Annotated in this window: 24 protein-coding genes and 4 pseudogenes; 18 read left to right on the top strand and 10 right to left on the bottom strand. The window is 33.5% G+C overall.

The features are described 5' to 3' along the window. Nucleotides 1-186 precede the first annotated feature (186 nt). Both C7437_RS15635 and C7437_RS15630 read right to left on the bottom strand, forming a co-directional pair. Entirely contained in the window at nt 187-384 is a 198-nt protein-coding gene (locus C7437_RS15635; RefSeq protein WP_111440940.1) for a DUF4177 domain-containing protein, read from the bottom strand. A gap of 485 nt (nt 385-869) precedes the next feature. Beyond that, a complete protein-coding gene (locus C7437_RS15630; RefSeq protein ID WP_111440941.1) occupies nt 870-1742 on the bottom strand; it encodes a LysR family transcriptional regulator in 873 nt (290 codons plus the stop codon). A 123-nt stretch (nt 1743-1865) separates the two neighbouring features. Here C7437_RS15630 and C7437_RS15625 point away from each other — a divergent pair, with 123 nt between their 5' ends. The 5 genes from C7437_RS15625 to C7437_RS15600 all read left to right on the top strand — a co-directional run bounded on the left by C7437_RS15625 (nt 1866) and on the right by C7437_RS15600 (nt 5974). Next, the gene (locus C7437_RS15625) at nt 1866-2810 is read left to right on the top strand and encodes a DMT family transporter (RefSeq protein WP_111440939.1); all 945 of its coding nucleotides are present in this window, start codon (nt 1866-1868) and stop codon (nt 2808-2810) included. Between the two features lie 499 nt (nt 2811-3309). After that, complete coding sequence (locus tag C7437_RS15620; protein WP_111440938.1) at nt 3310-3531, top strand: hypothetical protein; 222 nt, start codon at nt 3310-3312, stop codon at nt 3529-3531. 255 nt (nt 3532-3786) lie between these two features. Beyond that, the gene (locus tag C7437_RS15615; protein ID WP_111440937.1) at nt 3787-4134 is read left to right on the top strand and encodes a PadR family transcriptional regulator; all 348 of its coding nucleotides are present in this window, start codon (nt 3787-3789) and stop codon (nt 4132-4134) included. Continuing rightward, nucleotides 4127-4747: a DUF2812 domain-containing protein gene (locus C7437_RS15610; RefSeq protein WP_111440936.1), complete on the top strand. Its 621-nt coding sequence runs from the start codon at nt 4127-4129 to the stop codon at nt 4745-4747. The genes C7437_RS15615 and C7437_RS15610 overlap by 8 nt, the downstream gene beginning before the upstream one ends. Before the next feature lie 1002 nt (nt 4748-5749). After that, nucleotides 5750-5974, top strand: a complete 225-nt coding sequence (locus C7437_RS15600) for a hypothetical protein (protein WP_111440935.1) — start codon at nt 5750-5752, stop codon at nt 5972-5974. A gap of 654 nt (nt 5975-6628) precedes the next feature. Here the strand turns inward: C7437_RS15600 and C7437_RS15595 are convergent. Beyond that, a complete protein-coding gene (locus tag C7437_RS15595; protein WP_111440934.1) occupies nt 6629-6784 on the bottom strand; it encodes an aspartyl-phosphate phosphatase Spo0E family protein in 156 nt (51 codons plus the stop codon). 286 nt (nt 6785-7070) lie between these two features. Between C7437_RS15595 and C7437_RS15590 the strand changes: the two genes are divergently transcribed. Further along, nucleotides 7071-7712 (top strand): SOS response-associated peptidase, encoded by a 642-nt coding sequence (locus tag C7437_RS15590; RefSeq protein WP_111440933.1) that lies wholly within the window; start codon nt 7071-7073, stop codon nt 7710-7712. A 342-nt stretch (nt 7713-8054) separates the two neighbouring features. On the opposite strand, the gene C7437_RS15585 is transcribed toward C7437_RS15590, so the two are convergent. Beyond that, nucleotides 8055-8510 carry a JAB domain-containing protein gene (locus C7437_RS15585; protein WP_111440932.1) on the bottom strand — a complete coding sequence of 152 codons (456 nt, stop codon included), beginning with the start codon at nt 8508-8510 and terminating at the stop codon, nt 8055-8057. Between the two features lie 556 nt (nt 8511-9066). Between C7437_RS15585 and C7437_RS15580 the strand changes: the two genes are divergently transcribed. Next, nucleotides 9067-9318, top strand: coding sequence for a transcriptional regulator (locus C7437_RS15580; RefSeq protein WP_111440931.1), 252 nt, complete (start codon nt 9067-9069; stop codon nt 9316-9318). A gap of 437 nt (nt 9319-9755) precedes the next feature. Here the strand turns inward: C7437_RS15580 and C7437_RS15575 are convergent, their stop codons facing one another. Then, nucleotides 9756-10151, bottom strand: a complete 396-nt coding sequence (locus C7437_RS15575; RefSeq protein ID WP_111440930.1) for a hypothetical protein — start codon at nt 10149-10151, stop codon at nt 9756-9758. Beyond that, entirely contained in the window at nt 10144-10950 is an 807-nt protein-coding gene (locus C7437_RS15570) for an AAA family ATPase (RefSeq protein WP_111440929.1), read from the bottom strand. The genes C7437_RS15575 and C7437_RS15570 overlap by 8 nt, the downstream gene beginning before the upstream one ends. Before the next feature lie 1259 nt (nt 10951-12209). Here C7437_RS15570 and C7437_RS15565 point away from each other — a divergent pair. After that, nucleotides 12210-13769, top strand: coding sequence for a primase C-terminal domain-containing protein (locus C7437_RS15565; RefSeq protein ID WP_170122394.1), 1560 nt, complete (start codon nt 12210-12212; stop codon nt 13767-13769). Nucleotides 13770-13910: 141 nt separating this feature from the next. Here the strand turns inward: C7437_RS15565 and C7437_RS15560 are convergent. Continuing rightward, nucleotides 13911-14083: pseudogene (locus C7437_RS15560) on the bottom strand (HTH domain-containing protein); the annotation flags it as partial. Nucleotides 14084-14414: 331 nt separating this feature from the next. On the opposite strand from C7437_RS15560, the gene C7437_RS15555 reads away from it, so the two are divergent. The 9 genes and pseudogenes from C7437_RS15555 to C7437_RS15520 all read left to right on the top strand — a co-directional run bounded on the left by C7437_RS15555 (nt 14415) and on the right by C7437_RS15520 (nt 21033). Next, nucleotides 14415-14984 carry a dihydrofolate reductase family protein gene (locus C7437_RS15555; RefSeq protein ID WP_111440927.1) on the top strand — a complete coding sequence of 190 codons (570 nt, stop codon included), beginning with the start codon at nt 14415-14417 and terminating at the stop codon, nt 14982-14984. Nucleotides 14985-15095: 111 nt separating this feature from the next. Then, nucleotides 15096-15296: a DUF6036 family nucleotidyltransferase gene (locus C7437_RS17020; RefSeq protein ID WP_281269980.1), complete on the top strand. Its 201-nt coding sequence runs from the start codon at nt 15096-15098 to the stop codon at nt 15294-15296. 45 nt (nt 15297-15341) lie between these two features. After that, nucleotides 15342-15605: a hypothetical protein gene (locus C7437_RS15550; RefSeq protein ID WP_111440926.1), complete on the top strand. Its 264-nt coding sequence runs from the start codon at nt 15342-15344 to the stop codon at nt 15603-15605. Between the two features lie 868 nt (nt 15606-16473). Continuing rightward, the gene (locus C7437_RS15545) at nt 16474-16956 is read left to right on the top strand and encodes a DUF2975 domain-containing protein (RefSeq protein WP_111440925.1); all 483 of its coding nucleotides are present in this window, start codon (nt 16474-16476) and stop codon (nt 16954-16956) included. A 35-nt stretch (nt 16957-16991) separates the two neighbouring features. Next, nucleotides 16992-17470: pseudogene (locus tag C7437_RS15540) on the top strand (DUF2975 domain-containing protein). Further along, nucleotides 17454-17642, top strand: coding sequence for a helix-turn-helix domain-containing protein (locus C7437_RS15535; RefSeq protein WP_111440924.1), 189 nt, complete (start codon nt 17454-17456; stop codon nt 17640-17642). The pseudogene C7437_RS15540 and the gene C7437_RS15535 overlap by 17 nt, the downstream one beginning before the upstream one ends. A gap of 619 nt (nt 17643-18261) precedes the next feature. After that, a complete protein-coding gene (locus C7437_RS15530; RefSeq protein WP_111440923.1) occupies nt 18262-18588 on the top strand; it encodes a nucleoside triphosphate pyrophosphohydrolase family protein in 327 nt (108 codons plus the stop codon). Between the two features lie 129 nt (nt 18589-18717). Further along, nucleotides 18718-19116 (top strand): VOC family protein, encoded by a 399-nt coding sequence (locus tag C7437_RS15525; protein ID WP_111440922.1) that lies wholly within the window; start codon nt 18718-18720, stop codon nt 19114-19116. Nucleotides 19117-20250: 1134 nt separating this feature from the next. Beyond that, nucleotides 20251-21033 (top strand): alpha/beta fold hydrolase, encoded by a 783-nt coding sequence (locus tag C7437_RS15520; RefSeq protein WP_111440921.1) that lies wholly within the window; start codon nt 20251-20253, stop codon nt 21031-21033. Between the two features lie 95 nt (nt 21034-21128). On the opposite strand, the pseudogene C7437_RS15515 reads toward C7437_RS15520, so the two are convergent. From C7437_RS15515 to C7437_RS15505, 3 genes and pseudogenes are all read right to left on the bottom strand, one after another. Continuing rightward, nucleotides 21129-21362, bottom strand: a pseudogene (locus tag C7437_RS15515) (YnfA family protein); the annotation flags it as partial. Between the two features lie 7 nt (nt 21363-21369). Beyond that, nucleotides 21370-22297, bottom strand: a pseudogene (locus tag C7437_RS15510) (IS4 family transposase); the annotation flags it as partial. Nucleotides 22298-23609: 1312 nt separating this feature from the next. Further along, nucleotides 23610-23918 (bottom strand): helix-turn-helix domain-containing protein, encoded by a 309-nt coding sequence (locus C7437_RS15505; protein WP_111440920.1) that lies wholly within the window; start codon nt 23916-23918, stop codon nt 23610-23612. Between the two features lie 294 nt (nt 23919-24212). Here C7437_RS15505 and C7437_RS15500 point away from each other — a divergent pair, with 294 nt between their 5' ends. Further along, nucleotides 24213-25151, top strand: coding sequence for a replication initiator protein A (locus C7437_RS15500; RefSeq protein WP_111440919.1), 939 nt, complete (start codon nt 24213-24215; stop codon nt 25149-25151). Nucleotides 25152-25229 lie beyond the last annotated feature (78 nt).

The raw sequence follows: 25229 nt of genomic DNA, 5'->3' as shown, positions 1-25229 counted from the left end.
CATTAGCCCTCCAAGACTCGCTACGAGTGAATGGCTAGTTCTTTCTCGACGGGAATCCCACCCGCTATATGATACGACCTAGGCTCGGCCGCACAAGCACCTCGTTAGTTGAATAAGAACTTATTTCTTTTATTAAATTCATAGTTGCCTAATTAAATAACTACTTCTCAATACTATGTGGAAATATTACTCCTTATTTCTTGAGAATATAATTTCCATATAAGAAGCACTTCCGTAAGTTGATGTTCCGGGTGTAAATATTTGTACAAGTTCCCATCCTTCTTTAGCGTAATTATGAATTATTTCTTGATAGTCTTCTTTTGGTTTGCTTTTTAAACCTTTTATTCCAGAATAATCTATTTTTTTAAATTGATACTCTTTCACACTTTTCCCTCCTCATAACCAAATATTCTTCTTCAACTAACCTGCCCTTTACTTTCATACGTTCGAAACGTATAGAAGTTTCAATTATTAGTTAATTTTCCATTTGAATTAACAAAAATCGATTAACTGCTTATTGAACTAAACTGCTAGTTAGTTCAATAAGAAAAAGCTACCCTCACAGGCAGCGACTTGTTTAACTAAAGCTACCCGTTAGTTGAAGCACATTCTCTTTTTTGGCCATTATGAATGCGATATTATTCATTATTCCAAATATCATCTTCATCCAGAATCAGATGTACATTAATGTTAGAATCAGAAATGGTAATAAGAATCCAATTCAGTTGGTTACTAATTATAAGTACCTCTTTTCTTGTACCATTCATCATTACTTTCATGATTTCCTTCGTCAACATGGTTTCTTTGTAATTTACTAAAACTATTCGTTTGCAAAACTAGTAATTCAAATTGTATGGAAGCGTGTAGGTTCACTTAACACTTAACCATGATTTTAGATAATCAATGAACTTTTTCGTAGCCGGAGCAAGGGATTTAAAAGAAGTAGTAGCAATACCAAGTGTACGATAATTTTCTCCCTCTAACTTAAGAATTCGAACGTTGTTTGGAACCCGATGTAAAACCATTTCAGGAAGGATACTAATTCCCATACCATTTTCAACCATTGAAATAATTGCTTGATCATCTGCAAGTTCAAATTTTATATTAGGTGTGATATTGTTTTCTTTTAAAATTCGTATTAAATCGTTATCGCTCCCTTTTTTCGACTTAATGAGAGGCTCCTCGTTAATCATTTCAAAACTAATCTCCTTTTGCTCGGCAAGTGGGTGTGCATCTGAAAGGACACAGAGCATTCTATCTTTTTTTAATGTCATCGCTTCAAAGTGTTGCAAAGTGGGAAGTGACACAAAGCCAAAATCAACCAAACCTGTTGATATCCAATGCTCGACATCATCATAATCCCCTTCCATCAGTTTGATTTCGATAGCAGGGTAATTTTCATTAAACTTTTTCATGATTTCTGGTAGCCAGTGAATCGACACACTCGAGATCGTTCCAATCCTTACTGTACCGACTTCCAGGCCATTGATATTAGCTATTTCTTGAACCATTTCTTCATTCCACTTTAGAATTTCTCGTATGTACTTTAAGATTCGTTCTCCGTTACTGGTCAATTGGATACCCGAACGTCCTCGATTGAGTATAGAAAATCCACATTCTGATTCAAGGCTGGCAATGGCATGACTTACAGCGGATTGAGTTAAACCAAGTGTTTCACCCGCTTTAGTGAGGCTCCCTAATTCTACAACGGCACTAAATATTTCAAACTTAGCAAGAGACAGTTTTACCACTCCATTTACATTAATTTATTTCATGCAAGCATTTAAAAACATTCATTTTTCTAATCTTCATCTTACAATTATACTAATTAATAATCAATTCGGGATAAGGTAGGTGACCAGAAAATGAATCAGAATAAACTGCTTGGGATAGGAAATGAGAGAAGATTTGACACTCAATTAAAAGCAGATTTCATGATGTTGATTGTTACTATATTATGGGGTACATCCTATTTGTTTATGAAGATGGGTCTCGATTCTCTACAAGTGTTTAACTTAATAGCATTACGTTTTGGCATAGCCTTTATTTTAGCCGGGGCTGTATTTTACAAGCGTTTAATTCGTATTAATTTTAAAACGTTTTTTTATGGATTTATATTAGGATCCATCTTATTTTCATTAATTTCTGTTGTCACTATTGGATTAAAGTTCACGTCTATTTCTAATGCGGGATTTTTATTTAGTCTCTCAGTTGTATTTGTCCCGTTGTTATTAGCGATATTTTTCAAAACAAAACCCGAAAAAAGAGTCGTAATTGGCGTGGGTATTGCTATTATAGGGATTGCTCTTTTAACATTTAATAACGAATTAAAGATAAATTCCGGAGACTACCTAATCATTTTGGGTGCATTGTTTTATGCGATACAGATCATCGTTACAGCTAAGTTGACGAAAAATGTTGATTCGATCACACTTGGAATTATACAACTGGGGGTTGCAGGAGCATGGGGACTGCTATTTTCCTTATTTTTTGAAAAGCCACATCTTCCTAGCACGACTGAATCATGGGTTTCAATCATGGCATTAAGTGTCCTATGCAGTGCTATTGGATTTATCGGCCAAGCTGTAGCACAAAAACATACCACTCCAACGCACACCGGTCTTATATTTTCATTAGAACCAGTTTTCGCGGCATTATTTGCTTTTATTTTCGTAGGTGAAACACTCCCAGTAAAAGGATATGTAGGGGCAATCCTAATTTTAATAGGTGTCTTAGCTGCCGAAATCAGTTTTAAAAAGCCCTTTATGAGAAAGAAATTCAACAAAACAGTTGACGGCTCTGAAGCCTAGCTTACTATCGCAATAGAATAAGGGATGCACTGGGGAATATAACTTCTTCAATGCATTACCCTAATGGTATTTTTAGTTAATAGAAGATATTGCACTTTAGTATAAGTACAATCTTTTTTAACTAAATACTATCATTAACATACATACAACTTTGCTTGAGATATTCTTTCTCCATTAAATTGCCCAATTGTTGAACAAAGTTAAAACATGTTTATTGAACTAACGTCGTGCTTTAGCTAAACAAGACCATCATTATGATGGTCTATTTTTACGTCCAAAACATCAAGATTGATTTCGGCGATACAATGTGAAATGTTACACTTAAACCAACGTAGCAGTTTAGTTCAATAAGCCATATAGATTTTTACTTATTATAAATGGAAAATTTATATAAAATTGGAACATCTATTTGTTTCAAACGTATTAAAGTAAAGCAGCAGGTTAAATGAATAAAGAAGATTGAAAGGAAAGTAATTCATAAAAAAAGGAGGTATAGAAGGTGGACTTATTACTCTGGATAACTACTGGTTTCATGCTAATCGGATTAGTTGTTCTCGTTTCTATGAAAAAAGGTATGGAAAGTAAGGTCGCTTTTATAAAAGCGAATATGGAAGACAAGGAAAATTTATCAAAAGCTAAATCTGTAATTTGGTGGATATGTGGTACCACTGCTTGGGGAGTAGGGGCTATATCTCTTGTTGGTTGGTGGTTTCATGGATAACTGTCGGTTTCGAATGTACTTAAAGTAACGGGTGCTTTACTTCAAAAAGGAGTAAAGCCTTTTTTTCTTATTGAACTCACGGGGCAGTTTAGCACAAGAAATGGGGGCAGATTAATTGGGCAGATGACTATAAGAACCATTTCTTTTGTATATTTGAAATGGGCTCTTTTTATTGATTTATACAGTCAAACTGTATACAATCAAACTATACAGTGTTAATGTATAGTTTAACTGAGTATTGGAGTGTTAAATGACATGGACTTAAATAAGCATTTACCGTTGACGGAAACAACATATTATACTTTATTATCCTTACTTGAGCCTGCTCACGGTTATATTATGATGCAAAAAGTCGAGCAATTAAGTAATCAAACAGTGAAGATTGCTGCGGGTACGATGTATGGAGCAATTGAAAATTTACTTAAACAGCAATTAATAAAAGCAGTAAAGAGTACGGATAAACGTAGAAAAACATATGTCATCACAGAAAAGGGCATAGAAATGCTGCGACTAGACTGTGAACGAATGAAGCATATCACCTATATTACTGACAAATTGCTACCGCCTACAGCATTGGGAAATGGAGGGGTTGAAGATGCATAAGTTTAAATTCTTTATCGACTTTGAAAAGGAAGAAAAATGGCTAGAGCAAATGGCAAATAACGGTTACCATTTGCAAAATACTTCCTTGGGTTATCAATTTAAACGTGAGAGGTCTGAAACGGCAACTATAAAAATCGACTTTAGAAAATTTAGGAGAAAAGAGGATTTCATCGACTATTGTACTATGTTTGAGGATAGTGGCTGGAAGCATCTCGCTGGCTCCAAAAGCTCGGGAATGCAGTACTTTAAAAAAACTGGTGATACCGATGGAGATGATATTTTTTCTGACAATAATTCAAAAGCTGCCAGGTATAAAAGGTATGCGAATATGAGTTTTGAGTTGGCTATGAGTTTTTTACCATTATTAGTAGTGTTTTATTTGACCGATATCATTGATTTTAAGGCGTTTATTAATCCAAAAGAACTCTATTTTACACCTGGTTTATGGGATAAAACAGGAACATCATTCTGGTTTTCCTTTCTATTTGAAACACCATTGGCACTAATGCGAGGTTTCGCTTGGTCATTTATTCCCCTTACAATAATTTTATATTTATTATTTGGTTATAAATCGAATAAACTTTATTTACAAAATAAATCTGATAAAAAATAGGCTTAAGCAATCGGACGCGATTGTTTAAGAAGCGTCTCTGTTCTTATTCAACTAACGGGTGCTTTAGCAAAAAAGGGCATCAAAATAAAATGAGCTTGGAGAACATATCCTAGCTCATTTTTTATGTGCATTTTAAAACAACCTTTACCTTTACCTTTAACATAGCCTTTTCTTTTTAAATCATGGTGACTTGCTGAAGTATTTTATGCTGATATATTAAGGATTAAGTCAATAATTAATAAATTTTATTGTTTGTACAATTTAGGTAGCTTTTGCAACTCTTTTTTTATTTATATGTTTACTTAGTGTATATGCAAGTGTATATACACATGATATGGTGAGAGTAACAAAGCAAATAGATAGGGGTAGATGGAAATGGCAAAACAAATGAACATCAGACTGGATGAAGTTCATGCAGCTCTTTTAGACAAAATGGTTGAGAAGTTAAAAAGCATGGAGTAGAAACGAATAAAACAGATGTGATTGAAAAAGCACTATAAGGGGAATTGGGAATGGGTGGAGTAGACCATTAAGTAAATATGAAAACATATACCTCTTTACACATCAAATGCTATCTGTTTACAATCACCGGTATTACAGCCCAAAATTTATTGATTAACTTGTGGCCGCACACTCGTGACTTTAGTCGTGGGAGGTTCAAATTCGAGTTAAAGCTTTTATGCCTTTATTGGAGAAATATAAAGATTACGATACAAATCTAGCAAATAAAACCTTTGAAAGAGTAATTACGAGAAGTGAATAATTGTAATGATGGATTTTATCAAGTATTATCTTTTAACACTATTGTAGGTGGCATCTGCGCTTTATGAGGGAAATATGTACAGCATTGGATAAGTCCCATGTCTATTCTTTCTTTTCATCAAGGAAAAGGAATAGCTACTAATTCTTACAAACACTATTTTTTAGGGACATTTCCTTAAAAGAGGGGTATAATATATTTAATCCAATATGTTTAGTGTGGATTAAAAAGGAGTGCGATAAATGGATGATTCTCTTTATGATAAAATGGAAACAGAAATGGTAGCAGGGTTTTATTATTTTATAAATGAAAAGATAGATCAAGGTATTCTATCCAATGCTATGCAATCAGAAATTAATTTAATTAAACGTACTGCTAAAAAAAGAGGAATCACATTAGAAGAACTGTATGAACAAGGTTCACATCTAGTTGAAATGCAAAGACAAAGCAAAGTACAGCCGTTCTAAAAAACACTGTACAGCCTCTTACATAACGCCTTACACGTCTTTAGAGTGAAGGAGATAAGAAGAAGGGGACGCACACATCACAGTAACCACAAGTGGACCACTGATAAAAGGGAAGAACTCCAAGTACAACAGCAACAAACAGCGACAATAGAAATGAAAGAGATACATAATATTTACCTATACAAAACTATATGTAGTTATTACTAATAGTAATAAATCCCACATCTATTATCTTATAAGCTCCTATATGGCGGGTCTACTGTATAAAAATATAAGCACTGCTTTTCAAACCTTTTTGACATAATTCAATCAGTAGTCACATTTCAAAACACTGTTTCCCCTTTATGATTATTGGGAAAGGTGCTTTTATTTGTCTCATTTGTTTAGGTCAGTGCTTTACGTCAAAGAGGCTCTTTTACATTGTGTATGTTTTCTTTTTTCCTATAAGAATATTTAAAGAAAGACAATTTTATTGGCTGTATTACTGTGTGGAGGAAAGCGAATCGAATTATTAGGGGTAGAAGCTCTAGAATTCAAAAAAATAAAACCAATCAAATCGAATTTTATATTCAATCTGACTGGATTTATGGAATGCTAGGGTACTTAATTTTAGCTATATTAATAAACATTCCTCCGTTTAATTAAGTTGTTTAATCACGCAAGATACTTATTAAGTAACTTATCTAATTCTTGACTGCAAGATACTACTTGTGGATGTGTGAACCCTAAATCTATAGCTTTTTCATACATAAATTTTCTTTTCATTTCAATTTCATGTTTTAATGTATTTTCTAACAAACCATTTTTCATAATAATTCCTCCATCAAATTTCTTTAGCTTTATTCATCGGTGATCCTTTAGTTTAAATAATAAAACAACTTTTCAATTGTATCCTATTGAAAACGTATAAAGTGTCGAATTATGCATCAAAAAAGAATTTTCACAATATTGTCATAAGTGATGGTTGTTCAAATAATAAATCGATTTAGTACTTGACTGCAACTCACTATTTGTGGATGTGTGTCTCCTTATAGTGTAATTGAATAGTTAAATATTCAACTTCATCATATATTTAAACGAAATAAAGGGGTGGACTGTGTGTGGACGTTTTACCTTGTTTGCTACGTACGAAGAAATAATAGATCAATTTGATATTCAAAAAGCATTTGATGAGCATTACTATACGGAGAGCTTTAATATTGCTCCTACGCAAAAGGTAGTGGCAATTATTAATGATGGCCGTATGAATCGAATGGGTAATCTAAAATGGGGGTTAATTCCTTCTTGGGAAAAGGATGATAAAACAGCTTCAAAGTTAATCAATGCACGATCGGAGACAATCCATGAAAAGCCTAGTTTCAAAAAATCCTTTTCTCAAAGACGCTGCCTGATTCCAATGGATTCGTTTTTTGAATGGAAACGAGTTGAAAAGAAGAAAACGTCAATGCGAGTTAAAATGAAGGACGATTCGTTATTTGCTGTAGCTGGATTATGGGATACATGGCAATCGCCAACCGGGGAAGCCATTCATACATGCACGTTTCTGACGACAGAACCAAATGACCTGATGAAAGATATTCATGACTGTATGCCTGTTATTTTACCGAAAGAACATCAATCTATTTGGTTGGACTCAACTATTATTGACTTGAACCGGAAAACCATTAAAACCGAAGATAAAATGCATTCATTTCAGCTAAATTTTGATGAAATTGTAGATGTAAATTTATTGACGTAATTTTTAAAAGGTAAAAGGAAATTTCTCTTTCATAACTCATTTAAAAAGTTATCCGTCTGCTAAATAGTGGACCACTTGTGGACGCTATTTAGAGGAAGAATCGTGCGTTGATTGTACTAAATATGTCATTTAAGTTGCTTCAATTTACTTGTCCTATCCTTATTTTTGCTTGTTCATTGCACTACTAGTGACCACTGATAGAAATACTCTAGATATTCTTTTGATTTTATTGTCCAACTTTTTTATTTTTGAATTATGCGATTTAACCTTGCTAACAAGGCTAAATCGCCCGGGATTTTTGAAATTAACAAGAACAAGAGGGGCGAAGCCCTCTTGTTCTTGTTAATTCATATATCCTTTTTCTTTCAGGCTTAAGTATGAACCTGGAGTCACAATCAGATGGTCAAGTAGCTCAATGCCTAATATAAGACCGGCTTCTTGTATACGTTTTGTGACTTCAATATCTTCGCTACTTGGTGAACAATTAAACGAAGGATGATTATGTGAAATTATTATACTTGCGGCATTGTTGAGAATAGCTGATTTAAATACTTCCCTTGGATGTACGATGCTTGAATTTAGTGAACCTACATGACAACGATGGATGGCTACAACATCATTTTTAGTGTTTAAACATAAAACAAGTAAAACCTCTCTATCTTCGCTACCGATTAAATCTACTGCTAACATTCCGCAATCCTTTGGACTACGAACCTTATACACTTCTGTAGCCTCATGATTTTCACGAACAACTTGTTTGATGCTTACGATTTCAAAGATTGGATTGAATTTTGTCATTTTTATTTCCTCCTATGTTTTTTGATTTTGTGAGCCGTAATCGAAGTCGGAAGGCTGAATTTTTTCCGTTTTCTTGGCTATGCCATGTAAACATGTGCAGCAATAAAAATGACAAGGAATTGCGTAGCAATAGCTTAAAATTTATTTGTAGGTGTAGCCGTTAAGCAAAAAAAATTTAACGGTCCTTGCGTTTTTAGGTGAAACTTAGATAGCAGTGTGGTAGGCAGAATCTGCCGCGCTGATTGCTATAGTTGAACGCACATGTTGAAGGAAACGCAAGATTTTGGCGTTTCCGTATGGCGAAAGAAATCGAAAAAATGCAAATAAAAAAGGAACGCTGCATTTGCGTTCCTTCCTTTTTAGAGGTCTTAGATGTACGTATTTTGCTTATTCTTGGTCTATGATCCGATTCTTCATGGCAAGTGTATCGCTGTTCTTTCTCCATAATTTCGTACAAAAGATTACTCTCAAACTGGGATAATTTACATTAAACGTGTATATTTTATACAGAAAAAACATACGTTCGCATATAATAGATATATGGGAGGGAACAAATGTGCGCATCGAGTTAGAGAGTTATTTAAATCGTGGTTGGATTGTCGAGTTAATGTATCTTTCAAGAATTGGTGAAATGAGTAAGAGAAGAGTGCAAATCATTAAAATTCAAGGTGATGTATTCCAGGCTTATTGTTTTAAAAGGAATTCGAAGAGAACTTTTCTGATCGAGAAAGTGCTTGCACTTGTTCCCGTGATTCCTAGAGAAAGAGGCTTGGCGGTCGATCTTAATATCATCCCCAAGGCTACATAACCCCCGCGAAGATGTGATGTGCACTCTATAAGGTGCTGAGTATGTCTCCTAAACAAATAGGAGAATTAGCACAAGGAAATAGGAGAATAAACGAAGTATACAAATCCCCTACTAGTTGACCTGAATCTCAGCTAGAGGACGCTTAATTAAAATATTCCAATAAGGATAATTTACTCTTAGTAACTAATCCTCCCAAACACTAACCAGCGTTTTTGAGTTTTGCTCTACCTTGTAAAGGTTCATCTTTTTTGGTTATCCGTTTGTCTTTTTCAAATGCTACAACATCATTAACTGTGACGTGAACCTAATTACTTTTTAAAATATCTTGCGACGACCCACTAATTTCACTCACGACAAATTGTTCTTCAAAACAAAATGGAATTCTAAATAACACCTAACAAAAGTAGAAATCTCTACTTTTGTTAGGTGTTATTTTGTTACTTTTCTTCATGAAACGCCTCAACCATGAAATCAAACTGACGTTGCTGACGATCTGTTAGCTCATTTTTTACGTAACTATCAATTAACGTTTGTAAAATGGTATAGGTTTTATTTTCATCCATGAAAGAGCCTAGTAAAAAAATTTCACTATGTATGACGGTAGGTACTTTAATGCTTTTTGTGCTGTTCATTTTGCCGACACCAAGCTTTTTACGTGACTGAGCAGGTTCTACTCTTGTTATTTCCTTCACTAGTTCTTGAGTAGGTGCAACTTCTGTATTTACTACTTCAGAATAGCCGAAATCCATTTCTTGTATTTTCTTGACTGGGGCAGGGGGCTGCATCAAAGGCTTTTTCTTTTTTTGGATTAATCCACCTTTTTGGTTATTCATATTTTCCAGCCTCCTCGAAGTGGTCAAGTTTTTCAACCATTTCATCGACTACATCTAAGAATACACGGTGTGCCTTTTTGTCATGTTGGTCATTATTCGTGATACCTGTTATATCCCAAGCCTTTAGTCGTTCTAAGTGTTTGATAACACTCTTCATTACGTTGTCCTCACCGAATATTTCCGTCGCACGTTCAATAGTAGACATGTCCACGCGCCCACCAGGACGAAGTAGAACAGGTAGAACACCGACTACTTGAATATTAGCATCATAGTTATCAGCCATGAATTGAAGGTATTTTACGTATGTCTCGGCACCTTCGAGTGACAGCTCTTGCGCTTGAAGAATGATTAATACATAATCAGACGCCATCATCGCATTATCTGAGAAGTCGCTTATTGTTGGTGGTACATCAATGAAAATATAATCATAGTCATCCCGAATAGGATCAAGTAGCTTCTTTAAATAGGAAACTTGATCGATTTCTTCTTTGACGTTTTGATATAAAAATTTGGGCAAGTTCTTAAACGATACTTGTGCAGGAATCATGTGCAGATTATCTGTCACTTCGACAATACATTCCTTTAAAGAACCATTTTTAAAGCCATCAAAAATACTTGTATTAATCTCTGGCACACCTGTTGAACGTGCAATCAGTGTACTTGCGTTTCCTTGTGGGTCCATATCTACTAAAAGAACTTTTTTATTACGTTCGTAAGCAAGTTCCCAACTAACCATAACTGAAACCTTAGTTTTTCCTACTCCACCTTTAAAGTTTCCTACTACAATTGTTTGAGCCATCCCTACATCCCCTTTTATTTTACTAGTTTTATATAGAGTAAATAACAATAATCTACTTTGCTAAAATCTACTTTGCAAATTTCTACTTTTGTATATTTTATCATATCGTATTTTTCAAAGATACAGTAGATCTTGTTTTTATAGATTCTAATTCCTTTATTTCGTTTAAAAGAACATAAATACACCTAAATAGAAAGAAAAATCTGTAAAATATTCTGATTTTGAATTAGACTTATGCCATAAGAAAATAAGGGGGATTTTAGTGGAAGGGATCTTTATATCATTGAAGATTGAACTGCATTTAAATGAAAGATCTAGCATCATGATAAAAACATGAATGCATTCAATAAAAAAACAGTTTGCTACTTTAATATGTTGGAAATTACAAAACTTGCTACTGATAAGGTATGGATTTGTCGTTTTCTTTATTAATAAATCTATGGAACGGATTAAGTTGATTTTTCCACTAGAAAAGTAAAATGGCGTATTATTTTGATGAAAAATAAAATGTAACACAAATGTAATATTTCATAAACTTCTCGCAAAAGTAGAAAAGTAGAAATTTCTACTTTTGCGAGAAGTTTATTCTACTTAACAAAAGTAGAAATTTCTACTTTTGCGAGAAAATATGATATTTGAGAAAATGATGAAAACCCTTGCTATTACTTGGTTAGCAAGGGTTTTTTAATAATAAAAAAACAGACTATTATTAATTTCTACTTCGCAAAGGTAGAAAAGTAGAAATTTCCACTTTTGCGAGAAACATGAACTTCCCAACAAAAGTGGAAAAGTAGAAAAGTGTGGAGAAAAGTAGGTTTAATAATGATTTCTAGCAGTTTACAACACTATTATTTTATGGTTTCATGGTAATTAGATAGTTTTAGGCAAAATAAAAAAGCCATTCCTTAAGTCTTTTGCGGGACTGGAATGACTTTACACAATCTTGCCTAAACAATAAAAACTTAATAGGTGAACCTCAGTCTTGCCTAAACAATAAAAATTTAATAGGTGAAGCTCAGCCTTGCCTAAACAATAAAAACTTAATAGGTGAACCTCAATGGTACATTTTATAATCATCGTGCTACCAACACTTTGATTATGTATTTTACTAAATGTTAATGTACTTATTATAACAAAACCGGTTCTTATTTTCAATATAGATGATTGAAAATATTCTTTGTGTACTCTTTTTTAGTATACGAAATATACATATTTGTTATAGCCATTGGCGTTCACCGAAATTATGGAGGTGGATTCTGATGGCTATTTTTGCGCTTCAGGAGCATAAAACGGATGAAAAGTTAACACGTGTAATCAATATATTGATGCAAGAGGGTTTAACCAAATATAAAACGAAGCATTCAAAAGCAGCTTTGCCAATGCGAGTAGAAGCTACAAAAGCAGATATGCTCCATAAAAAGGGTGCTGTATTTGCTGTGCGTGATAAAAGTCATTTTACTTCTGGAGGCGTGAAGGGGTATATCATTACGTCGAACGAAACGTTAATTGAGCAAGCTAATAAAATTACACATTTCACACCAAACGTTTATCGACGCTATCAATATGCCGATCAAGACCGACGTTTAATTAAAGGTTTTGTAGAAGAAAATCTACAGCAGATTAATACCTTTGTGGTCGACATTGATACCAAAAAGCATAGCGTACAGGATATTTTACTTGCATGTTTAGATCAAAGCATAGGTCAACCAACACTTATTTTGTCATCAGATCGAGGCTACCATGTATTTTTTGCACTTGAGACACCTATTTTTATTTCAAACAAGAAAGAGTTTCGTAGCATTAAAGTAGCCAAACGTATTTCGGATAATATTAAACGTAGTTTGCAGTCGGTCGATGCAGATATGTATTGTAATGATTTTGGCTTTTTCCGTATGCCAAATAGCCATAATATCGAATGGTTTGATGAAACAGCCATTTATCATCCAGGGACACTTATTAAGTGGTCACAACAGAAAGATGATGATCTGGGACGTTCTTTATATATAGTGCCGAAAAAAATGCACGTAACATCTTTAATTCATTCTGAGTGGTTTAATAAATTGATTCACGCAACAGACGTAAAAGGAGAAAAAGGACAAATTGGGCGAAATAATGTATTGTTTACGCTAGCTTTAGTATGTTTTCAAGATGGACAAGAGAATTCTCTTACATTCGATTTACTAGATCAATATAATACTAATTTACGATATCCATTATCTGCTCAAGATATGAAGGCAATTATCTCTTCGGCATATTCTGGTCGTTATAAAGGAGCAAAGAAGGAATACGTTGAGCAGTTGCTTGCATTATATGTACAGGGAGCCGAGAATATTCCATTGTATTTCGGCAATAAAGTTTGGTACAAGCATAAAAAGGCACGTGAGGATCGTCAGCGTAGTCATTATGATGAATGGGAAGAAGATATGGTCAAATATATTACGGCAGAAAAAAGCAGTTCTGAGCCGTTTATTTGGCGTACGCAAAAGGAGATATGTGAAACTGTAGGTATTGCCAGTAGCACACTCAATAATTTGATTAAGCTATCAACTAAGTTACTAAAAACAACAACGGGGAAAGGTCGCCACTCCAAAACAGGCTGGACAACGGTAGAGCTATATATCGCGTATATCATTCAATTGAAAAAAGATTCAGCAGTGCGTTTTACAAAATATGTACAAGAAATGGTAGCTGAACAAATTGAAAGCTTAGAGATTATTGGTGGCTATCATCGATTAATAAATTACTTAGATAAACTGAGGAACGACAAGGATTTAAACGTACACTTACTCACTGAAGTAAGAATAAATAACACTGGTTAATTCAATACTCCACTATGCCTTTACATATTTCTTTTCTCCTTTGGTTTGAATCTAGATAGACTATGTATTTGATACTGATCTTATCTTGGTTTGTATGGTTATAGAGAGTATATGAATTAGTTATTATTTAAGTAATCTTCATCCTTGTGACTTACCGTGCTCAGCCACAAGGGGAATACCTGGTGTACTCAATCTTTTCATATCACGATGAATGGTACGTTCAGTTACCTCTAATTCCTTGGCTAATTCTCTGGTTGTCAATTTTTTTTATGTTGCAGCAGAAGTAAAATGGAAATAAGCCTATCACCGCATATAACTACCCACCTAAATAATTATTTAAAAGATATTTAATTATGATAATAGATGTCTGTGTAGATATGGAACTTATTTATGTAATAAGTATTAGGGAGATACAAGCCTGATTTTTATGCTTACGATGTGAACCAATATTACTTAGGGGACATGATCATGCTAGGTGAGTGGAGATGAAGTCAAAATTTCTTTTTGTATGTAGGAGTCCCTGCAGAAAAAATGGATGTTTACTATTACTTTCTCTCGTTTTTTATGTAGGTTAATGATTAACGTAATATTTGGTTACATTACTACACACAGGCCATATCTATTTGATTAAAGGGAGGAAGAATTATGTCCAAAAACGTAGGATCAAGAAGAATAATTTTAGATTTAGCAGTAACTTTAGATGGTTTTATTGAGGGAAAAAGTGGGGAAGTTGATTGGTGTATCATGGATTCTGAGATGGGTTTTATTAATTTTTTAAATCAAATTGATACTATTTTATATGGTAGAAAAAGTTACGATCAATGGGGACAATATATCCCGAAAACGGAAGAACCTGATAGTGACAAGGAAATGTGGGATCTGGTTCATAGTAAAGAAAAAATCGTGTTTTCCAAAACGCAAAAAGGGACAGATAAAAAGGCAATATTCATAAATGATAAAGTTCTTGAAGAAGTAAATAAATTAAAGATTAAGCCGGGTAAAGACATCTGGCTATATGGTGGTGCAAGTCTTATAACAACTTTTATCAATTTAGGGCTTGTTGATGAATTTAGATTATCTGTTCACCCTGTTATTTTGGGAGAAGGAAAACCGATGTTTATTGATATAAACCAGAGAATTAATTTAAAAATGGTTAATACAAGAACGTTCTCCTCTGGCGTTGTGCAACTAATCTATCATTTGAATAGGAATTAATAATATTGCACATTCGAAAGATAAAATACATTAAATCATTAGGAAATATTTGATAGTAATTTTTACTTCTTCCATAATAGGGCGCTTTAATGGCGTAATCGAATTATTGAAATGATAGGCCTATCAAAGTTAATGAGTACAAGGAAAAAGGATATGAATGACCTAATGGAGTCATCAATACTTAATAACTGTGATCTAGTTGAACTTAAAAAGCATGTAGATGAAGTAGTAACATATTTATCATATACCGTTCAATATAATTACTTATCTTGGGATGAACTTCTTGAAAAAAGGGCATTATCATTGTCATAAGAAAAAAATCAACATGTAATAAACCTATAGAAAGGAGGAACTAACATGACAAACTTCGTTAAAGTAGGTGCTTCTGTTAATAATGATAAAAGAGTTTTAACTGAAAAGGGAACATCTTATGGTAAGGGGACTGCTGTACTTGCTTCGCAATTGTTAAATGATTTAGTTTCCTCTAATCATGATTTAAACAACAATGAAAAATTAAGCCGTCCTCAATTACGTAGGTTAGTTAAAATGAAGTATAGATTAGATAATGAGCGAGCAGACGATGTAGCAAAATTTGTACACGTTCATTTACGAAGTGAATAAAGATTAGCAGATGTATACGCTGAAGTAGATGCCTATTTAAAAGGTTAAATTATGGATAGGATAACCAAATATAATGAATTTATATTCGAAAACCCTTTCTCAATTGAAAAAAGGGTCACATCTTGTCAAAACGCTAAGACAAGTACTGACGTTCTAGAACACTAACGGGTAGCGTTAATCCAAGAAGGATTGATGTTTTTTAAAAACTTATTGAAGTAACTGGAAGTTTAGTTTAAGATGGGGTACGCTTGATGTAAGAAGATAAATAAAAAAGCCGGTTTCTTTGAATGGAATCGACTTTTTATTGGGTTGAAGAATAAATGTTTTTTCGACCAAGCTTTCTCCATCTACTCCAAAATGATTGATATTTTAATAATGAATAGCGTTGTCTGTACCTCTACTTACATCAATAACATCGCCCGTAATAGAAACTGACAATGGTGAGGAGAAGAATGTAATCACATTGGCTATCTCCTCAGCTTTAACTAAGCGTGCGATTGAATTCCTATTCTTCGTACTTTCTACAACTTCTGTTTGCCATACAATTCATGGGATTAAGTGAAGGCTACACCAGCTCAAAAGTAAACAATTTACGATGAAGGATATTATTTATTTTAAGTAGGTTCTGTTATCTTTCGTTGTTGATTTACTTTAATAAACTATTTGGAAGTTTTGTATAACAAGTTGTAAATTTAACATTTTAAAGTAAGAGCATTTCTTTGTAATGAGAAATGCTTTTTATTTTTGTCAAAATTAAAAGGATATTTCAATAACAATGATAATATAATGAAAAACAATGAAAATTTATTGTAAAACGATAAATTTCATGATAAAATCATGTTGTCATTAAATAAGTGAGGTGTTTTAAATGAATGTTAGACGAGGTTCAACTACTTTTTTAAAGGTAATAATTTTTCTAATTGGAATTGCAGTGTTTGCCCTGTGTATATTTTTGTTACCTGAAGCAGCCAGAAGAGACGCGATAGAGCGTCCAGGTGATTATTCGTTATATCCACTTTTGGTATGTGCATATGGAATATGTATTACGTTTTCTATAGCGTTGTATCAAGTATTTAAACTTTTAACCTACATCGAAAAGAACAATGCTTTCTCTGAGTTATCACTTCAATGTTTGAAGGTAATAAAAAAATGCGCTTTTACTATCATTTTCTTCATTTTGTTAGCAATAGTTTATTTAAGGGTGCATGCTCAATTCACAGGTGATGATGCAGCAGGTCCTATATCACTAAGTCTAATGGGTATTTTAGCAACAAGTATCATCGCAGCCATTGTGGATGTACTTCAAAAGCCATTAAAAAATTTCCCAGATATTAAGTCAAAAAATGATTAACGGTTTGAGAAAATTTAATTAACGAGGTACTTTTTATGAAACTAGTTACGACACTCTTTTTAAAGCTAGCTGTTATTTTTATAGGAATAACAGTTCTTGCATTGTGCATATTTTTAGTGCCCCATATGGCAAATTTCGTAGCAAAATTGTATCTAAATATTGCCCCAATGAAATATCTCATTTTCATCGTAATGTATGGAGCGACTGTGCCTTTTTACTTTGCTCTCTATGAGGCTTTCAATTATTTACGGTACATTGACGAGAACACAGCGTTCTCGGAATTATCTGTAAAGGCGTTAAAGAACATAAAGTGCTGTGCGATTACAATCAGTGGTTTGTATGTATTAGGTTTGCCACTCTTTCATTTTATAGCGAAGAAAGTTGACCCTCCTATTGTATTAATGGGACTCATCATCATTTTGCCTCTATGGTGATCGCCGTTTTTGCTGCTGTTCTCCAAAGACTTTTACAAGAAGCTAATAATATAAAATCAGAAAATGGTTTTATGCTTTGAGGTGATGTTGGCAAAAAGGAAAATGAGCGTAATAGAACTTTCGGAGAGGGTTGAAATTACTATGGAGAACCTTTCCATTCTGAAAAATGGGAAAGCAAAAGCGGTTCTTTCCTCAACATTAGAAGCGATATGTAAGACTTTGGATTGTCAGTCGGGTGATATTTTGGAGTAAAAAAGTGACGAAGACACTTAATAAAAACAGACAACAACTTTCTTCAACCAACGGGATTAGATAGTGAAATTAAGATGAAAAGATAGTGATTAAGCTATCCATTCTCTGAGTTTATTATTGTTATTTAATTAGAGAATTCCATTGATATTAGTGACAAAAAATGTGATGTGATTTGCAATGTTTGCACCTCAAAAGGGAACCCGTTAATAAATTATGGATTCTCTATACGATGAAATGGAAACATTATGTATGGTAATTATTTATAGTATTCAACGTACACAAAGATAGGAATTTACTTGGAGGGGTGGGTATGATAGGCTGGGCTGCCTGATGAAACACGTGCTTCAGCCTTTCAAGACGAATCATACTCACAGAGGCTCCAAGTCAAGTCCTTAAACGTTTATCTATGGGCTACATGTACACAATGATAATAGAGGCATTCTCTCAACCTTTTTTCGCTGATACTGTAGATAACTGATGCTTTAGTTTAAGTAATTATTGTTGTGTTTTCATATAGGTTAAGGTTACAATGGGAACGTATGTTTCTATACAGAGAAAGAAGCCTTTACTAATCCGCAAACAGATGAACCATAAATATCTATAAAAGAAAGGAAATAAAATGAAAAATATGAATTTTAGTGAAGTCGTAGAACGTTCTATACAATTAAGAAAAGTCTATCATCGTTTAGAACGACAGTATCATGAAAAAGAATGGACAGTAGAAGAAGATGCGTTAGCTTTCCTGACAGATGCTGGTTTGGTCGGACGTCTAATAATGTCTCAACAGGGTCGTTGGCCAACAAATGGGGAAACTGAATCTGAACTTGAACATAAGATCGGAGAATGCATATGGTGGCTGATTAATTTGGCTGAACGTACGAATATTGATAGCGGTGAAGCGTTGGAAAAATTCTTATCCAAAACGGAAAAAAAATTAGAGGATTGAACTAACGTGGTGCGTTTCTACAATAAGTGGAGACGCTTTTTCACTAAAGGACAGTTTAGTTGACGAATGGACATAATAATATAAGTTGATTATATTTAGATAATAGACACTAAAAGGAGTAGATTTATAATGGAAAAGGTAACATCATTCTTAATGTTTCAAGATGACAATGCAGAAGAAGCGATGAATTATTACACATCCCTCATTGAGGATTCTCAAATTACAAGTGTTGTTCGATATGGATCTAATGAATCTGGGAAAGAAGGAACTGTAATGCAGGCTACTTTTACTTTAAAAGGGCAAGAATTTATGTGTATTGACAGTAATGTGAAGCATCAATTTTCTTTCACTCCTTCATTCTCAATCTTTGTGACTTGTGATACTGAAGAGGAACTTGACAACCTTTATCATAAACTCATCGAAGGTGGACAAGCACTCATGCCTTTAGGTGATTATGGTTTCAGTAAAAAGTTCGGTTGGATAAATGACCGCTTTGGAGTTTCTTGGCAACTAAATCTTCCTAAATAATATGAAGAACTTAATGAGCCAGTTGATGCCAATAATAAAAAAGAATAAATTGTTAAACAAACAGGTAGCTTTAGCTAAACAAGACCATTATTACGATGGTCTATTTTTACGTCCAAAACATCAAGATTGATTTCGGGGATACAGTGTGAAATGTTAAACTAACGAACGGTTTAGTTTAACAAGGAATTAAAGAATACATCATCCGATTACTTCCTAAAATGTAAAAGTGGAAAGAAGGTGTAGTTTTGATAAAAATAGTATTTGTAGGTTTAATATCATTTATCAGTGTAAGCAGTTTACTTTTATTGATTGGATATTTGTTTAATTTTAAATTGTTCATGTATAGTTTTTACAAAGAAACTTCAACAGGGTTCGAAGCAGGAGGTTCAGTAATTACTTTTATTATCGGGATAATTTGTAGCTATTTTATCGGTAATTACTATCAAAAAAGACAACATAGTTGTTAAGGTAACAGGTAGTGTTACTTTAACAATCGATTAATTGAAATTAGTTTTTTTATAGGTAAAAACTTCTGTAGCGTTGTAAATCTGTATTTTCTTGACGCTACCGAATTAAGCAAAGAAATTAGGCTGTATTACTTTTTCTTACTGGTTCTTTACTGCTGTTATTTGAAGCTAGAGTATGCATCAAAACAATCATATTAAATTTAAAGAAATACAAAAGTGTACTTTTCAAAAGTAGAAATTTCTACTTTTGAAATAAAGATAATTGTATATATTTATTTCAAAGTGTTGTTAAATAAGGACTTATTAATGAAATGAACAAAAAGCATTCTTAGCATAAGTAGAAATTTCTACTTATGCTAAGAATGCTTTTTGAATTTATCTTTACTTGGAGTGTATTTATACTGGGTTGCTAGGTCTCACATATTTGCTTGGGGAACCGTATTTACAGCTGTCATTGGATAATAAAAGATAGTTAGGTTTAAGTTCACAAAATGTGTTTACATCGTGGTAATACGGTCATCGAAAATTAGTTTCGCAATAGGGGCGAGCGTGAGAAAAATGTGGATTTCAAGGAATCGATTATTGAACTAAAGCACCAATTTTCACCTATGTTCCCCTAGTTGAGTATCTTATTGTTGAAACACAATAATTAAACGGAGTGAACAACATGGGATACTTTGTTACAGTGGAACCTGGTGTAAGAATATATGTAGAGGATGTAAACCCAGAGGGAAATAAAACCATTCTATTTATACATGGTTGGCCATTAAATCATAAGCAGTTTGAATATCAGTTTAATGTTCTTCCAGCAATGGGATATCGATGTATAGGGATTGACTGGAGGGGTTTTGGTAATTCGGATAAACCATTCACTGGCTACAATTTTGACAGATTGGCAGATGATATCCATGCAGTAGTAGAGGCGTTGCAGTTAAAAGACTTCACACTAGCTGGACACTCCACGGGAGGCTCGATCTCGATTCGATATATGGCTCGATATAAAGGTTATGGCGTTTCAAAACTTGTCCTAATAGATGCTCAATCTCCGTCTAGTTTACAAGAAGAAGTAGCAAATACGTTTATTACAGAAACACTTAATGATCGTCCTAATATGTTGCGGGGACTAACGGACACTTTCTTCTTCCAATATATTACTGTGCCATTATCTGACTGGTTCTCTCAGCTAGGATTACAAGCTGCTGGTTGGTCGACTGCTGCGGTCATGATGTCATTGAGAGATGAGAATGTGTACTATGATCTTGGCAAAATATTAGTTCCTACGCTAATTATTCACGGCATACATGATAAAGTTGTTCCTTTTAAAAATGCACAAGAAACAAACAAATTAATAAGAAATTCACAGCTCGTCCCATTTCAATACAGCGGCCATGCTCCTTTCTATGAAGAACGTGACAAGTTCAACAAGCTATTAATACAATTTATTGGATGATAGTTCAAATTATGTCTCATAATATGTTTAGATGATATTCAACTAAGGCAACTGTTACTTCAAGAAGGTACGTAATAAAGAATTAGGTTTCTTCTTTAATTAAGAGGTGCTAATAAGATAACCGACACGCCAATTAAATATATAGTTACACCTATCCAATCATATGAATCAGGTGTTTTTTTATCAATGCTCTATCCCCATAATACAGAAAGAACGACAAATACCCCTCCAGAGGAAGCATAGACTCTACTGAACATGGGGAAGGATTGAAATGTAGTAATAATATCATATAAAGCCAAATCTAAACCTAAACCTCCAAAGATCCCCCAATAGCTATCTCATCTGAAACATTGTGGATGAACAGAGAAGAATGCGAATGAGTTGACCATACAAATGGCATTCTAAGCGTTCTTTTTTCATCTCTTTAAATGGTGAATTTTGAACAAGGACTTCCATGTTTTAAATAAGATTTCAATTTGCCATCTAAGGGAGTAAAGTACATGGATGGATTCTATCGGCATGATTCGTGATGGCATGTTCGTTATATAAACATTCATCCCCATTAATTTTTTACTCTTTTCTTTCATAATGAATCCTTTTTTCTTTTCACAGATCGTTTGATTGTGTAACCGTGTTTGGGTTTGTTTTTCTGTCAAACGATGAAGGATGACACGAGCTTCTTTCAAATCAAAGTAACCTAAATCAGGTAAGCATAAATCTCCGCTTTCCACGGTTTTAAGACAAGTCGTACCATAGGTCTTATCGTTACGATTTCCGGGACTAACTTGTACATGAAGAAATTGACCACGGAGTACATCGTATTCGAGTTGAATCTTAACTCCTGCCACCTGACCCTGGATATTCAGAAGAAAAGACATCTGGTAATTGAAAAAAGGTCACATCTAAAATGCGAATTCGTTTGAATAGAGACATGGTCTGAGGCGATAGGGATTGTGATGAACAGAGTTTTTGTGTTAGAAGGGATGTAAATACTGCTTGTAGAAAGGCTACAGTGGTCTTATTAAACCGTTGATTTCAATAATACACCTGTTGAAACATGTAAGAGGATACATAATTAGGTAAGAGACGTACTCGCTACTTCATGACTAAGCCATGTACAAAGCGCGAGCAATTCGTTAGCTTTATATTTACTGAGGCGTTGAACAAATCCTACTTGATTGGCAAGTTCTTGTAAGACAGTTGGAGATAAAACAGTTTGTAACTCTTCTGCGAAAAGATATAGTTCTTCTGAAATAATAGACATAAAAAACACTATCCTTTCTCGTAAATTTCTTACGAGAAAGGATAGTGTTTTTTGACTTTTCGGGTAGCATTACAGCTTAGCTTGATGGGTATGTGACTGTACCCCAATAGTAAGTTTTAGGACATATTTCATCAGCATAATTGGCTGCAACAGGCTTTATATTTGAATGAATTTGTAAACTAGCTCAAGATGTTCTCTTTCAGGTAAATCCTGTATTTCTGTTAATTTAGGAGGGAGAATTATCAATTTTGGTTATATTAAACTCAGTAAAAAACAAAAGTAGAATTTTCAAAAGTAGAAATTTCTACTTTTGAAATAAAGAATTCCGTATATATTTATTTAAAAACGTTGTTAAATCAGTATTTATTAATGAACTTCGCAATAAGTATTCTTAACATAAGTAGAAATTTCTACTTATGTTAAGAATACTTATTGCAATTCCTCGTTGCTCGGAGTGTATTTATGCTAGTCCGTTAGGCTCACATAATTGCTTGGAGAGATGTATTTACAGCTGATATTGGGTAATAAAAGATAGTTGTGTTTAAGTTAACTGAACGTGTTTACATCGTGACAACATGGTCATCAAACATTGGTTTTGTAAGAGGAAGTTCTAGGGTATATTTCATCAGCTTAATTGGCTGTAGCAAGGTTCATATTTCCAATGATTTTTTCTTTTTTTAGATCTCATTCAACAAAGGAATTTAGCTGAATTATTATTCTTTTTAAATCTTTTATTTCCGTTATTAGAAGGTGGAGTATGCAACGAAATGATTAAAATAAATTTTAATCACACAAAAATATACTTTTCAAAAGTAGAAATTTCTACTTTTGAAATAAAGAATTGTGTATATACTTATTCCAAAACGTTGTTAAATAAACATCTATCCATAAATTAAACGAAAGTATTCTTAGCATAAGTAGAAATTTCTACTTATGCTAAGAATGCTTTTTGAATTCCTCGGTACTTGGAGTGTATTTATACCGGGTTGCTAGGTCACACATATTTACTTGGAGAAACGTATTTACAGTTGTCATTGGCTAATAAAAGATAGTTGAGTTTAAGTTAACTGAACGTGTTTACATTGTGACAATATGGTCATCAAAAATTGGTTTCGCAAGAGGAAGTTCTAGGATATGTTTCATCAGCTTAATGGCTGCAACAGGGTTCGTATTTTCAATGAGTTTGTAAACAAGCTCATTGCGTTTTTCTTTGTTGTAAGGATGTATCAGATCTATTAACGAATCAAACGAAAAATATTTAACTAGCTTTTATTTTGCATCAAAAAAGCATCCACCGATAATTAATGGACGCTTAATCTTTAGAGTTTTGTGAAGTATATGTTTCAAATTTCTCAAGGAGATTTTCAAGTTGCTGTGATTTAAAATCTTCTGCAAAAGCTCTGGTGAATACTTCTGATGGGTTAATATCAAGGACATTGCAGTAATGAATGATCCAACCAAGTGACAGGTTTAATTTACCATTTTCAGCTTTGGAAATACGTGGTGCGTATTGATCACTCATTTTTTCAATTTGTTGTAGAGTTAACTTTTTTTCTTGACGGATATCTTTTAGGGCTTTTCCTATTTTTTGATATATATCCAATTCTAAATTTGATGTCATAGCTGAAAAGTCCTTTCAAAGCAATTGTATTCTTTGTGAGCTGATTATGGTATACTTCATCTAAATTTTATTCTATATGTTAAAAAACTCCATTTACTATGCTTTTGTTAGTTTGATGACTAGCAAGAACAAAGTACTAGAGTAGAGAGTTATTTTTTCGGTTATCTTCAGTATATCATGGGTTATAAGAGTTGTGAACAAAGACAGTTTTATTTCTCAATTGCCTAGAATGATGACGTAAAAAATACTTTTTTGGAGTTTTCTCATAGATTTGGAGAAAGGAGATGCCTTTTTGTGACGAATACATTTAAAATTACTGAGCAAGTGGCAGAAAGATTTTATCGACTCCCAAAAGTGTTTTTTACAAACTGTAGATATAAAAAAATGAGCAATGATGCCAAGATAGCCTATGCATTATTACAAGATCGACTTGAATTATCGATTAAAAATGATTGGTTTGATGAAGAAGGTAGCATTTTTTTCTTGTATGGCAATGAACAGCTGGGAGAGATTTTGAATTGCAGTAAACCAACTGTGATTAAAATAAAAAAAGAACTGCAAAAATGTGAACTTTTATCGGAAAAAAGGATGGGTTTATCTAAGTCTAATCGTTTATATCTGTTAAAACCAGTGGCGGATATGGAAGATGTAAGAGCTTTAACTTCAGAAGTCGATACACTTCAATCCCTAGAGCCGCAACAGAAGTTAAATATTTTAACTTCAAGAAGTCAAAATTCTTTACTTCAAGAAGTTAAAATTTTTAACACTAATGATACTGACTTTAGTGATACTGACTTAAACGATACTGAAGTATCCATCCATCATATGGTTGTGGAACTTGAGATTCCGACTTCGCTAAAAGATGTCTTGATGCAAAACCAAATTCGATTGATGGATGACAATATTGAAATAAAGGATATTGAGCGTCATTATAAAGCTCATGCTGGAATCTTAACTGATTATCAATATGCTAGTGCACTGCAGTATTCCCTAGAAAAGACGCCTGGAAAAATTAAGAGTATTTCAGCAAGGCTAACAAAGGCTTTAAAAGACAAACAAAAATGGTTAAGCGAGCAAAAACAAGGTTCTTCTAAAAACGCAAGAGAAGAAATTGTACCCGATTGGTTCAATGAACATAAAGGTGAGCGTGGTAAAGGTGATCAGGGAATAGATACACTAAGTGATGAGATGCAACTTGAAAGAGATCAACTACTTCAAGAGCTAAAAGGTTAACTTCTTTTAGCTCTTTTTATTTTATAAGTTAAAAAATATTTATTGATTATTTAATTTTTTCCAGGGTGCGGACACTTT

The sequence above is a fragment of the Psychrobacillus insolitus genome, assembly GCF_003254155.1.
Taxonomy (GTDB): domain Bacteria; phylum Bacillota; class Bacilli; order Bacillales_A; family Planococcaceae; genus Psychrobacillus; species Psychrobacillus insolitus.
Note: the sequence above shows the minus strand (reverse complement) of the source record. Positions and strands in the feature narration are given on the sequence as shown.